The sequence below is a fragment of the Streptomyces sp. PA03-6a genome (assembly GCF_033792765.1).
In the GTDB taxonomy this organism is placed as follows: Bacteria; Actinomycetota; Actinomycetes; order Streptomycetales; family Streptomycetaceae; genus Actinacidiphila.
On sequence record NZ_JARAVK010000084.1, the window covers coordinates 23956 to 36062 of the forward strand.

Annotated in this window: 9 protein-coding genes; 5 read left to right on the top strand and 4 right to left on the bottom strand. The window is 73.9% G+C overall.

The genetic code is table 11. From position 1 onward, the window contains the following. Positions 1-44 precede the first annotated feature (44 nt). Entirely contained in the window at positions 45-734 is a 690-nt protein-coding gene (locus PV350_RS21080) for a MerR family transcriptional regulator (protein WP_499516859.1), read from the bottom strand. A gap of 166 nt (positions 735-900) precedes the next feature. On the opposite strand from PV350_RS21080, the gene PV350_RS21085 reads away from it, so the two are divergent. The 4 genes from PV350_RS21085 (at position 901) to PV350_RS21100 (ending at position 4590) form a co-directional block, all read left to right on the top strand. Beyond that, a complete protein-coding gene (locus tag PV350_RS21085) occupies positions 901-2412 on the top strand; it encodes a flavin-containing monooxygenase (protein ID WP_499512295.1) in 1512 nt (503 codons plus the stop codon). Beyond that, positions 2409-3341 carry an alpha/beta fold hydrolase gene (locus tag PV350_RS21090; protein ID WP_499512294.1) on the top strand — a complete coding sequence of 311 codons (933 nt, stop codon included), beginning with the start codon at positions 2409-2411 and terminating at the stop codon, positions 3339-3341. Before PV350_RS21085 ends, PV350_RS21090 begins: the two co-directional genes overlap by 4 nt. Further along, positions 3338-4231 carry an SDR family oxidoreductase gene (locus tag PV350_RS21095; protein WP_500335351.1) on the top strand — a complete coding sequence of 298 codons (894 nt, stop codon included), beginning with the start codon at positions 3338-3340 and terminating at the stop codon, positions 4229-4231. The genes PV350_RS21090 and PV350_RS21095 overlap by 4 nt, the downstream gene beginning before the upstream one ends. A gap of 98 nt (positions 4232-4329) precedes the next feature. After that, entirely contained in the window at positions 4330-4590 is a 261-nt protein-coding gene (locus PV350_RS21100; protein WP_499512292.1) for a hypothetical protein, read from the top strand. An 81-nt stretch (positions 4591-4671) separates the two neighbouring features. Here PV350_RS21100 and PV350_RS21105 read toward each other — a convergent pair whose 3' ends face one another. The 3 genes from PV350_RS21105 to PV350_RS21115 form a co-directional block, all read right to left on the bottom strand. Further along, positions 4672-8043 carry a S41 family peptidase gene (locus PV350_RS21105; RefSeq protein WP_500335353.1) on the bottom strand — a complete coding sequence of 1124 codons (3372 nt, stop codon included), beginning with the start codon at positions 8041-8043 and terminating at the stop codon, positions 4672-4674. A 50-nt stretch (positions 8044-8093) separates the two neighbouring features. After that, entirely contained in the window at positions 8094-9293 is a 1200-nt protein-coding gene (locus PV350_RS21110; protein WP_499512290.1) for a serine hydrolase domain-containing protein, read from the bottom strand. Between the two features lie 101 nt (positions 9294-9394). After that, a complete protein-coding gene (locus tag PV350_RS21115; RefSeq protein WP_499512289.1) occupies positions 9395-11050 on the bottom strand; it encodes an FAD-binding dehydrogenase in 1656 nt (551 codons plus the stop codon). 109 nt (positions 11051-11159) lie between these two features. Between PV350_RS21115 and PV350_RS21120 the strand changes: the two genes are divergently transcribed. Next, positions 11160-11939, top strand: a complete 780-nt coding sequence (locus PV350_RS21120; protein WP_499512288.1) for an SDR family NAD(P)-dependent oxidoreductase — start codon at positions 11160-11162, stop codon at positions 11937-11939. Positions 11940-12107: the final 168 nt, after the last annotated feature.

The window sequence follows — 12107 nt, forward strand, 5'->3', positions numbered from 1 at the left end:
TGCCGCCCGGCCACACGCCCGTACGGGCTATGCGTCGGCGTCCGCTACCGCTTGAGCTCCTCGCGCAGCCTGCGGTCGATCGCCAGGGCGAGCTCCGCCTCGACGACGGCCTGCACCAGGGGGCGCAGCCGGGCGATCGCCTCGCTCAGCCGGGTGGTGTCGCCGGACTGCAGGTCGGCCTCCGCGTCCGGCAGGACGTAGGTGCGGGCCAGCTCGACGAAGAGCTCGGCGAGCAGGTCCATGCGGCCCCGCATGGCGCGGCCCGCGGCGAGCACCTCGGCGAGCGGGACGCCCTCCCTGACCAGAGCGGCCGAGGCCTCCAGCAGCCGGCGGCTGACGTGGACGACGTCATCGCCGTCCACGGCGAGGTAGCCGATGTCCAGGGCGGTGGCCAGGTTCTCCGCGGTGGCCTGGTCGCCGTAGTGGTCGGCGAGGCCCTCCGGGGTGAGCCGCAGCGGCTCCTCCTCCGACCAGCGGGTGGGCAGTCCCGGGTCCAGGCCGAGCAGTTCGCCGACGTCGCGGCGGCCGCTCTCCCAGGCGTCCATCAGTTCGGCGATGCCGCCGAGGGTGTGGCCCCGTTCCAGCAGGGCCGTGATGGTCCGCAGCCGGGCCAGGTGGTGGTCGTTGTACCAGGTGATGCGGCCCTCGCGGCGCGGCGCCGGGAGCAGCTTGCGCTCCCGGTAGAAGCGGACGGTACGCACCGGGACCCCGGCCGCTTCGGCCAACTCGTCCATCCGGTACTCGCGCTCGTGCGTCGCCACGCCGATCAGCCTATGCGGTGTGCGCGTCACATCGCGCGGTCCGCCCTCTACCGCTGGTAACGCCTTCTGGTCTACGCTCCGAACCGTGCCAGTGAACACTGGCGCGATTCGGCAAGGGGCGGCACCGAGAGGCGGCGGTATGGCCGGACACAGCGAACACGTGCGGGTTGCGGTGATCGGATCGGGGTTCGGCGGACTCGGCGCCGCCGTACGGCTGCGACGCGAGGGGATCACCGACTTCGTCGTCCTGGAGCGCCGGGACTCCGTCGGCGGGACGTGGCGGGACAACAGCTACCCGGGGTGCGCCTGCGACGTGCCCTCGCACCTGTACTCGTTCTCCTTCGCGCCGAACCCGCAGTGGCCGCGCACCTTCTCCGGCCAGCCGCACATCCGGGCCTACCTGGAAAGGGTCGCGGACACCTTCGGCCTCCGCCCGCACCTGCGCCTCGGCACGGAGGTCACCGAGGCCCGCTGGGAGGCCGGCGCCCGGCACTGGCGCATCACCACCTCCCGCGGCGAACTCACCGCCGACGTCGTGGTCTCGGCCACCGGGCCGCTGTCCGACCCCAAGCTGCCGGACGTCCCCGGTCTCGACGCCTTCCCGGGGAAGGTCTTCCACTCCTCGCAGTGGGACCACGACTTCGACCTCAAGGGCAAGCGGGTCGCCATGGTCGGCACCGGGGCGTCGGCCATCCAGATCGTGCCCGCCATCCAGCCCGAGGTGGAGCGCCTGACCGTGGTGCAGCGGACGCCCCCGTGGGTGATGCCACGCATGGACCGCGGGATCAGCCGGGCCGAGCAGTGGCTGCACGGCAAGGTGCCGGCCACCGCCAGGGCGCGGCGCGGACTGCTCTGGCTGATCCGCGAGTTCCAGGTCGGCGCGTTCACCAAGCGCCCGGCGATGATGCGCGGCGCCCAGGCCATGGCGGCCGCGCACCTGCGCAAGGCCGTCAAGGACCCGGCGCTGCGGGCCAGGCTGACCCCCGACTACCGGATCGGCTGCAAGCGCATCCTGCTGTCCAACGACTACTACCCGGCGCTCGCGCGGCCCAACACCGAGGTCGTCGCCTCCGCGCTGAAGGAGGTGCGCGGCTCGACCCTCGTCATGGCCGACGGCACCGAGCGCGAGGCCGACGCCATCGTCTTCGGCACCGGCTTCCACGTCACCGACATGCCCATCGGCGAGCGGGTGTTCGGCGCCGACGGCCGCTCGCTGACCGAGCACTGGAAGGACGGCATGGCCGCGCTGCGCGGCTGCACCGTCGACGGCTTCCCCAACCTGCTGTTCGTCATCGGACCCAACACGGGCCTCGGGAACAGCTCGATGATCCTGATGATCGAGTCCTCGCTGAACTACGTCGCCGCGTACCTGCGCGCCCTGGACACCACCGGCGCCGCCGCGCTCGACGCCCGCCCGGAGGCCGTGCGGTCCTGGAACGAGGAACTGCAGCGCCGCATGGCGCGCACGGTCTGGAACACCGGGGGCTGCGTCAGCTGGTACCTGGACGACCAGGGCCGCAACACCACCGTCTGGCCCGGGACGACCTCGGAGTTCCGGCGCGCCACGCGCCGGCTGGAACTGCAGGAGTACGAGATCGTGCCCGCCGGTGCCCCCGGGGAGCGCACCGAGCGCGTGGAGGTGGCCTCGTGACCGCGTCCGTCTTCGACCTCCCGGCCGCCCGGCGCACGCACCGCGTGCGGTCCGCGGACGGCACCGCGATCCACGTGGAGGAGTACGGCCCCGAGGCCGGCACGGCGCCCACCGTGGTGCTGATCCACGGCTGGACGTGCAGGACCCTCTTCTGGGCCCCGCTCATCCACGAACTCGCCGGGGAGTACCGGGTCGTGGCGTACGACCAGCGCGGCCACGGCGCCAGCGGGACCCCGCGCCGCGGCGGCTACGGCACCGGCGCGCTCGCTGACGACCTCACCGCGGTCCTGGAGGCCGTCGTCGAGGGCGACGAGAAGGTGGTGCTGGTCGGCCACTCCATGGGCGGGATGACCGCGATGGCGGCCGGCGACCGCGCCGCCGTGCAGACCCGCACGGCCGCGGTGCTGCTGGCCAGCACCGGCAGCGGGCGGCTGCTCGCCGAGGCGGCGGTGCTGCCCCCGCGGGTGCGCAGCAAGCGGGTGCGCGACGCCTTCCACCGCTTCCTGCTGGTCAGTTCGGCGCCGCTCGGCCCGCAGTCCGCGGTGACCCGGGCCGCGCTCAAGTACGGGATCCTGGGCGCGGCGTCGAGCAAGGAGCTGGTGGCCGCCACCGCCCGCATCGTGCACGCCTGCGGGCGCCGGCAGCGCGCGGCGTGGGGCCGGGTGCTGGCCGGGCTCGACCTGGACGCGGGCGTCCGCGCGCTGCGCGCGCCCACCGCCGTGCTCGTGGGCGGCGCCGACAAGCTCACCCCGCCGGCGCACGCGCACGGCATGGCCGCCCGGCTCTCCCGGTTCGCCGGGCTCACCGAACTGCCGGGCCTCGGCCACATGACGCCGCTGGAGGCACCGGCCGCGGTGGCGGGCGTCGTACGCACCCTCGTAGAGGACCACCTGCGGCCCGGGGCCCAGGTCAAGGAGGAGACGGCATGAGCAGGTCGCTGAACGGGCAGGTCGCGGTGGTGACCGGTGCCGCCCGCGGGGTGGGGTCGCTGCTGGCCCGTAAACTCGCCGCGCGCGGCGCCCGGTTGGCGCTGGTGGGGCTGGAGCCGGACGAACTGAAGCGCGTCGCCGCGGAGATCGGCCCCGACACCGGGTACTGGACGGCCGACGTCACTGACCGGGAGGCCATGGCACGGGTGGCCGGGGAGGTCGTCGAGCGCTACGGCCGCGTCGACGTCGTCGTCGCCAACGCCGGTGTGGCGACCGGCGGTCCGTTCCTCGACGTGGACCCCGCCGACTTCGAGCGCGTCATCCAGGTCAACCTGCTGGGCAGCGTGGTCACCGCCCGCGCGTTCCTGCCCGCCCTGCTCGCCTCGCGCGGCTACCTGCTGCAGATCGCCTCGCTCGCCGCGATCACCCCGGCGCCGCTGATGACCGCGTACTGCGCGAGCAAGGCGGGGGTGGAGTCCTTCGCGCACTGCCTGCGCGCCGAAGTCGGCGTCAAGGGCGTCAAGGTCGGTGTGGGGTACCTGAGCTGGACCGACACCGACATGGTGCGCGGCGCCGACGAGGACGAGGTGATGCGCGAGGCCCGCGCACGGCTGCCCTGGCCGGCCAACCGCACCTACCCGCTGGAGCCGGCGGTCGAGCGCATCGCGGACGGGATCGCCCGCCGCTCGCCGCACGTCTACGCCCAGTGGTGGCTGCGTGGAATGCAGTCCGTGCGCGGGTACTTGCCGGGCCTTATCGGGGGTGCCCTGGGGCAGCGCGAAATGCGCCGCCTGGAGCCGAGGATCGCCGCCGCGGGCGGCATCCGGCACGGACTCGTCGGCCGCGGCGGCGCCGCGGACGAGCGGGCCCGGTCGGAAAGACCCGTCTGACCAGCGCTGTTCACGGAACGCGTTCGTCCGAAATGCGTACTGTGTCCGGCCGTGTCAGCCTGGTCGAGGCCCATTCCATACATCACGAAGGAGTGATCATGGGCAAGAACGACCCCACGCGAAACAAGGCCGGGCAGCAGAACCGCCCGCAGGCTCAGCCCCAGTCCCAGGAGCGCATCGGCCAGACCCGCGAGCGCGTTCCGGGCACGGCAGGCGAGCCGATGCGCCAGCAGGGCAAGCAGCAGCACCGCGAGCCCGGCCACGGCCAGCCGTCCAGGACGTCCCCGCAGTCGATGCCCAAGGGCGACCGCCAGCGCTCGCTGGAGGAGATCGACGAGCGGCAGGACCGGGACAGCTGACCCGCGTGGTCCAGGCGTGAGCGTGGAGGGGCGCGCCCGTTCAGGGCGCGCCCCTTCCGTCGTCCCTGACGGGGGAGGGACTCAAGGACGCGGGGGGAGCGGGGGCCGACGCCGGTCCGGGCGGTCGGACAGATCGGGCGGTGTGGAGGCCGGGTGCTTCTCCAGCAGGTCGAGTGCCGTCTGCACGGCGACCTCCAGGTCGGTGCGGCGGCCCTCCGCCCAGTCCAGCGGGGTGCGGATGATCGGGATGTCCGGCTCCACGCCGTAGTTCTCCACCGACCAGCCGTAGGCCTCGAACCAGGCGGCGTTCATCGGCACCGTGATCACCGTGCCGTCGCCCAGCCGGTGCCGGCCGGTCATGCCGACCACGCCGCCCCAGGTGCGGTGGCCCACCACCGGGCCGATGCCCAGCAGCCGGAACGTGGCGGTGATCATGTCGCCGTCGGAGGCCGTCGCCTCGTCCGCCAGCGCCACGATCGGCCCGCGCGGGGCGTTGCCCGCGTAACTCACCGGCTGCGCGTGCCGGGTGTGGTCCCAGCCGAGGATCTTGCGGGTCAGGCTCTCCACCACCAGGTCGCTGATGTTGCCGCCCGCGTTGCCGCGCACGTCGACGATGAGCGCCGGGTGGACGATCTCGATGCGCAGGTCGCGGTTGAACTGCGCCCAGCCCGAGCCCCCCAGGTCGGGGATGTGCAGGTAGCCGCACCTGCCCTCGCTCAACGCCCGGACGACCGCGCGTCGTTTGGCCACCCAGTCCTGGTAGCGCAGCGGCCGTTCGTCCACCAGCGGCACCACCGCGACCCGGCGCGGATGTCCGCCGTCGGGCGGGGTGAAGGTCAGCTCCACCGTGGTGCCGCCCGCGGCCGACAGCAGCGGACCGGGTCCGGCGACCGGGTCGACGGCACGGCCGTCGACGTGGGTGAGCGTCGCGCCCTCCAGGACGCCGGTGCCGGCCAGCGGAGAACGGGCCCTGGAGTCCGAGGACTCGCCGGGCAGGATGCGCGCGAGCACCCACCGGCCGTCCTTGGTGTGGACGAAGTTGATCCCGAGCAGCCCGATCGGCCGCTGGTAGTGCGGCGGCCCCTCGCTGCGGCGGGCGGGCGCCACGTACGCGTGCGAGGTGCCCAGTTCGCCCAGGACCTCGCGCTGCAGGTCGGCGAACTCGTCCGGGGTGGCGACCCGTTCGACCAGCGGACGGTACTGGTCGAGGATCGCCGGCCAGTCGATGCCGCACATGTCCGGCGCCCAGAAGTAGTCGCGGATGATCCGCCCGGCCTCGTCGAACGCCTGCCGCCACTCGGCGGGCGGGTTCGCCTCGTGCAGGATCCGGCGCATGTCGATGTAGACGGTGGAGTCCAGGTCGCCCGGCTCGTACGCCGGGACCACGGTCAGGTCGCCCTCGTCGAAGACCACCAGTTGCGTGCCGTCGCCGCTGACCCGGTACCAGTCCATGTGCCGCACCAGCTCGACCCGCTTGGACTTGGCCAGGCCGAAGTACTCCAGCGTGGGGCGCGCGGAGGGGTCGGTCGGATTGACGAAGGTCTCGCCGAGCGCGCCGGAGATCGGCCAGCGCAACCAGGTCAGCCCGCCCCGCACCGCCTCCAGCGAGCTGTACTTGGAGGCGGGCACCGGGAAGGGCGTCACCCGCATCGGCAGTCCGGCCGCCTCCACCGCCAGCGGCCCCTCGGCGAAGCCGGTCGGGTCCAGCCCGCCCCCCGGCGGGCGGCCCTCCACGGGCAGCGCGAAGGGCGAGGGCGTCGCCGAGTGCAGCGGCACCAGGTGCGGGCGGCAGCCCAGCGGGAAGGACAGGTCGCCGGTGTGCACGTCGTACACCGGGTCGAAGCCGCGCCAGGACAGGAAGGCCAGGTAGCGGCCGTCGCGGGTGAAGACCGGCTGCTCGTCCTCGAAACGGCCGTTGGTGACGTCGATGAGGGTGTGCTTGCCGGTCTCCGGGTCCGGGCTGAGCCGGGCGATCCGGATCTTCCGCAGCGAACGGCCGATGACCGGGTGGGACCAGGCGATCCAGTTGGAGTCCGGGGAGAAGGACAGGTCACGGACGGGGCCGTTGGTGGAGCGGACGAGCTCGGCCACGACGCCCGACTCCGCGTCGACCATGAGCAGCCGCCCGTCGTGGGAGGCGACGGCGAGGATCTGGCCGTCGGGCGAGGGCACCAGTTCGTGGACGCGGCCGAGCAGCCCGCACGCCAGCCGCGTGCCGCCGCTGCGGCACGGGGGCCGCGGCAGCGTCTGCCCCTCGGTGGACGCCGGGTCCTGCGCCGTTTCGTCCTCCGCCTCCTCCTCCACGGACCGCAACGCCTGTGCGACGGCGTCGTCGGCGTCGGCGATGTCGGCCGCGGCCAGCGCCGCGGGGCGGCCCGGCAGCGCGGCGATCTCGATGGCGTCCTCGCCCTCGGCGTCGGTGACGAAGGCGATCCGCCCGGTGTCGCCCAGCATGACCGGCAGCCGGACCCGCGACCCGGGCACGTCGGAGATGGTGCGCGCGGGCCCGTCGCGGTGGGTGAGCCAGTACAGGCTGCCGCGCACGCACACCGCGCTGGCGCGGCCGGTGCGGTCCACGGCCAGCCCGTCCAGGTACGCCGAGGCCGGGACCTGGTACGGGCGCCGGCCGGCGCGCGGGCCGCCGAGGTCGACCGCGACGCGGTGCGGCACCGACCCCAGGCCGAGGTCGTCGACCAGCCACACCTCACCCGCGCACTGGTAGACCACGCGCGTGCCGTCGGTCGCGGCGCTGCGGGCGTAGAAGTCGGCGTGGTCGGTGTGCCGCCGCAGGTCCGTGCCGTCCGGCAGGCAGGAGTACAGGTTGCCGACGCCCTCGTGGTCGGAGAGGAAGGCGATGCGCCCCGCCACGAACATCGGCGACTCCAGGTGGCCGTCGACCTCCGGCACCAGCCGCCGGCACTGCAGCCACAGCCGCCCCGTCGCCCCGCCCCGGTACCGCTTCCACGAGGCCGGTTCGTGCGGCGCGGTCGCCGTCAGCAGCAGCGTCCGGTGCTCGCCGCCGGCGCTGTCGTCCACGGCGATGTCCGACACCGGGCCCCAGGGCAGACGGCTGCCCGGGCCGCCCTCGTCGGGGATCGCGTAGGCCCACGTGTAGTGCGAGAACGGCTCGCCGTGCGACGAGACCGCCAGGATCCGGCCGTCCGGCGTCCATGAGCGCACGCGCGTGTCGGTGCTGCCCCAGTAGGTCAGCCGGCGGGCCGGGCCGCCCTCGACCGGCGCGACGTACACCTCGGGGTCGAGGGAACGCCAGCTGTTGAAGGCGATCACGGAGCCGTCGGGCGAGAAGCGCGGATGCCCGACCCGGATCCGGTCGACCGTCACCCGCCACGCGCGCCCCTCGTCCAGGGGCGCGACCCAGATGTCGTCCTCGGCGACGAAACAGAGCCGCTCGCCGTGAACATGCGGAAACCGGAGGTATGCGGCGTCGCTCACTCATCCATCGTTCGCGGCTCCCGGAGCCCGGGCAACTTTTCCGGTCCGCGTCAGCGCAGGCACTCCCGTACCGCGCGGACCAGTGCCTGGGCGCGGGGATCGGCGGTGACGTTCTTCTGCATGCCGTTGGTGACGTATCCGAAGGCCACGGCCTCGCCGGGGTCCGCGAAGCCCAGCGACCCGCCGCGGCCGGGGTGGCCGAAGGAGCCGGGGGACAGGAGCGGGGCGGCCGGGCCGTGCAGCATGAAGCCCAGGCCGAAGCGGGTGTTCACCACCAGCACGCGGTCCGGGCCCTCCGACTCCGGGGTGCGTGCCGAGGTGAGCGTCGCCGGGGCGAAGAGCCGCGCCCCCGGGCCCTCGACCTCCCCGATCAGCGCGGCGTAGAAGCGGGCCAGCGAGCGCGCGGTGGCGATCCCGCCGGAGGCCGGCAGCTGCGCCGCGTGGTACGCGGGGTCGTTCTCGTCCGGCAGCGGGTCGATCGCGCCGAACGCGCGCCGGGTCAGCGACGACGGGTCCTCGTACGCCTCGGTCACGTTCCGCTTGGGTCGCGCCCGCAGCCCGGCCGCGGCCGGCGGCGGCGGGGTCTCCACGGCGGCGATCCGCCCGACGCGGCGCTCCTCGCCCGCGGGCAGCCCGACCCACAGGTCGAGGCCGAGCGGGCGGGCGATCTCCTCCGCCACGTAGCGTCCTATGGACCGGCCGCCGCTCGCCCGCTGCACCAGCTCGCCGATCAGCCAGCTGTAGGTCTGCGCGTGGTAGCCGTGGTCCGTCCCCGGTGCCCAGAACGGGGCCTGGGCCGCGAGCGCCCGCGGTCCGCTGCTGCCGTCCTGCGCCTGGCCCGGGCTCAGCGGGGTGTCCAGCGCCGGCACACCGGCCCGGTGCGCCAGCGCGTCGCGGAACGTGACCCGCTCCTTGCCGGCGGTCTTGAACTCGGGCCAGTACGTGCCGACGGGCGCGTCCAGGTCCAGCTGGCCCCGCTGGTGCAGCAGGAGCAGGCACGCCGCGGCCACGCCCTTCGTCGCCGAGCGCACCACCTGCGCGGTGTCCTGCACCCAGGGCGCGCCCCCGTCCCCGTCCCCGTCGGCGGAGCCCGCCCACAGGTCCACGACCTTGCGGCCGTCCCGGTACAGCGCGACGGCCGCGCCGCGCTCGCCCCGCTCCTCGAAGTTCCGGACGAAGGCCTCCCGGACCGGCTCGAAGCCTTCCGTCACTGCCCCGTGGACGTCCACCACAGCCCGTGCTCCCACCATGCGCCGCCGTTGTTGCTCCTCCCATGGTGCCTCCCGCCCGCGACCGGTCAGGACCGGGGTCGGCACGGCGCGGCAGCGCCAAGGGGTGTCCGGGGAAGCGGTCAGGCGGTCGCCTTCGCCGCCGCGCGGCCCGCCGTACGGCCGGAGAAGATGCAGCCGCCGAGGAAGGTCCCCTCCAGCGAGCGGTAGCCGTGCACCCCGCCGCCGCCGAAGCCGGCCGCCTCACCCGCCGAGTACAGCCCGGGCAGCGGCTCGCCGTCGGCGCGCAGCACCCGCGCGTCCAGGTCGGTCGCCATCCCGCCGAGCGACTTGCGGGTCAGGATGTTCAGCCGTACGGCGATCAGCGGGCCCGCCTTCGGGTCCAGCAGCCGGTGCGGCGCCGCGGTGCGGATCAGCTTGTCGCCGATGTAGTTGCGGGCCCCGCGGATCGCGGTGACCTGCAGGTCCTTGGTGAAGGTGTTGGTGATCTCGCGGTCGCGGGCCTCGATCTCGCGGCGCAGCGCCGTCTCGTCGATCAGGTCGTCCTTGGTGATCGCGTTCATGCCGCGCACCAGCGCCGCCAGGTCGTCCTCGACGACGAAGTCGACGCCGTGCTCCTTGAACGCCTCGACCGGGCCCGGCGCGCCCGGCAGCGCGCGCTTGAGCACGTCGCGCACGCTCTTGCCGGTCAGGTCCGGGTTCTGCTCGGAGCCCGACAGCGCGAACTCCTTCTCGATGATCTTCTGGGTGAGGACGAACCACGTGTACTCGTGCCCGGAGCGCATGATGTGCTCCAGCGTCCCCAGGGTGTCGAAGCCCGGGAAGAGCGGCACCGGCAGGCGCTTGCCGGTCGCGTCCAGCCACAGGGAGGACGGCCCCGGCAGGATGCGGATGCCGTGCCTGGCCCAGATCGGGTTCCAGTTCTCGATGCCCTCGGTGTAGTGCCACATCCGGTCGCCGTTGATCAGGTGTGCCCCGGCCGCCTCGGCGATCCCCAGCATCAGGCCGTCCACGTGTGCCGGAACGCCCGACAGCAGCTTGCGCGGCGGCGTGCCCAGCCGCTCCGGCCAGGCCTTGCGCACCAGGTCGTGGTTGCCGCCGATCCCGCCCGAGGTGACGACCACCGCCTGCGCCCTGAGCTGGAACTCCGCGCGGATCTCCCGCGAACTCGCCTGGCCGCGCTCGGCGTCGCTGTCCACCAGGACCTCGCCCGCCACGCCGTCCACCGCGTCGCCCGTCGTCGTCAGCGCCGTCACGCGGTGCCGGAAACGCAGCTCCACCAGCCCCTTGGCGACCGCCTCCCGTACCCGGCGGACGAACGGTGCCACGACACCCGGCCCGGTGCCCCAGGTGATGTGGAAGCGGGGCACCGAGTTGCCGTGCCCGGTGGCGAGGTAGCCCCCGCGCTCCGCCCAGCCGACCACCGGGAAGAACCGTATCCCCTGCGCGTGCAGCCAGGACCGCTTCTCGCCGGCGGCGAAGTCCACGTACGCCTCGGCCCACTTGCGCGGCCAGTGGTCCTCGGCACGGTCGAAGCCGGCGGTCCCCATCCAGTCCTGCAGGGCGAGTTCGCGGCTGTCCTTGATCCGCATCCGGCGCTGCTCGGGGGAGTCGACGAGGAACAGCCCGCCGAAGGACCAGAACGCCTGACCGCCGAGGTTGCTCTCCGGCTCCTGGTCGAGCAGGAGGACCTTGCGGCCCGCGTCGGCCAGCTCGGCCGTCGCGACCAGACCGGCCAGCCCCGCTCCGACGACGATGACGTCCGCGTCCAGCGCCATGGTGTGCCTTTCCGCTCCCCTTTGGTGTGCAGGCACGTTACGCTACGCGCGAGTAAGGAGGCGAGAGGGCAGCGCCTCTCAACATCGCTCGCCCGCGGGGGATGACGCCATGCGCAGGTTCGAGGGACACGTCGCCGTCGTCACCGGAGGCGCCCAGGGCATCGGCGCGGCGACCGCCCGGCGCCTGATGTCCGAGGGCGCGGACGTCCTGCTGGCCGACCTGGACGGGGAGCGTGCCGCCGCGACGGCAGAGGCCCTCGGCAAGGAGACCGGCGGCCGGGCCGCGGCGGTGGCGTGCGACGTCGTCGACCAGGCCGCGGTGGACGCCGCCATGGCGTACGCCGCCGAGCGCTTCGGGCGGCTCGACGTGCTCGTCAACAACGCCTACGCCTGCCACGTGGACCCCCCGCGGTTCGAGGACCTCCCCGACGCGGAGTGGTACGAGGACCTGGAGGTCACCCTCACCGGGGCCATGCGCTGCGCCCGCGCGGCGCTGCCGCTGCTGGCGCAGGCGGGCGGGCGCGGGGCGATCGTCAGCATCGGCTCCGTCAACGGGCACATGAACTTCGGCAACCACGCCTACAGCGCCGCCAAGGCGGGCCTCGCGTCGCTGACCCGCACGCTGGCCGTGCACGCCGCCCCGCGCGGCGTCCGGGTCAACCTCGTCGCCCCCGGCACGGTGCGGACGCCCGCGTGGGCGGGGCGCGACGAGGCCCTCGACCGCCTCGCCGGGGTGTACCCCCTCGGGCGGGTCGGCGAGCCCGACGACATCGCGGCGGCCGTCGCGTTCCTCGCCTCCCAGGACGCGTCCTGGATCACGGGCCTCACGCTCCCCGTCGACGGGGGCATCCTCGTCAACGGGTCCGGCTTCCGCGCGGCGTTGGACTGACGCCCGGGGTGCGTTCTGTGGGGCCCGGTGTCTGTGTGCCGCCCGGTTGTTGTGTGCGGCTCAGTTGCGCCTGCGGCGGGCGGTTTCCCCGCCGCAGGCGCAACTGATCCGACCACAGAAACCGGCGGCAGCCCCGAAACCTGATCTCATAACCAAACGACAAACACC

What these genes read in the sequence shown, in the direction of transcription:
- PV350_RS21080 (WP_499516859.1), bottom strand. Translation starts at nt 734, where the DNA reads ATGGACGAGTTGGCCGAAGCGGCCGGGGTCCCGGTGCGTACCGTCCGC.
- PV350_RS21085 (WP_499512295.1), top strand. Translation starts at nt 901, where the DNA reads ATGGCCGGACACAGCGAACACGTGCGGGTTGCGGTGATCGGATCGGGG.
- PV350_RS21095 (WP_500335351.1), top strand. Translation starts at nt 3,338, where the DNA reads ATGAGCAGGTCGCTGAACGGGCAGGTCGCGGTGGTGACCGGTGCCGCC.
- PV350_RS21100 (WP_499512292.1), top strand. Translation starts at nt 4,330, where the DNA reads ATGGGCAAGAACGACCCCACGCGAAACAAGGCCGGGCAGCAGAACCGC.
- PV350_RS21110 (WP_499512290.1), bottom strand. Translation starts at nt 9,293, where the DNA reads ATGGTGGGAGCACGGGCTGTGGTGGACGTCCACGGGGCAGTGACGGAA.
- PV350_RS21115 (WP_499512289.1), bottom strand. Translation starts at nt 11,050, where the DNA reads ATGGCGCTGGACGCGGACGTCATCGTCGTCGGAGCGGGGCTGGCCGGT.
- PV350_RS21120 (WP_499512288.1), top strand. Translation starts at nt 11,160, where the DNA reads ATGCGCAGGTTCGAGGGACACGTCGCCGTCGTCACCGGAGGCGCCCAG.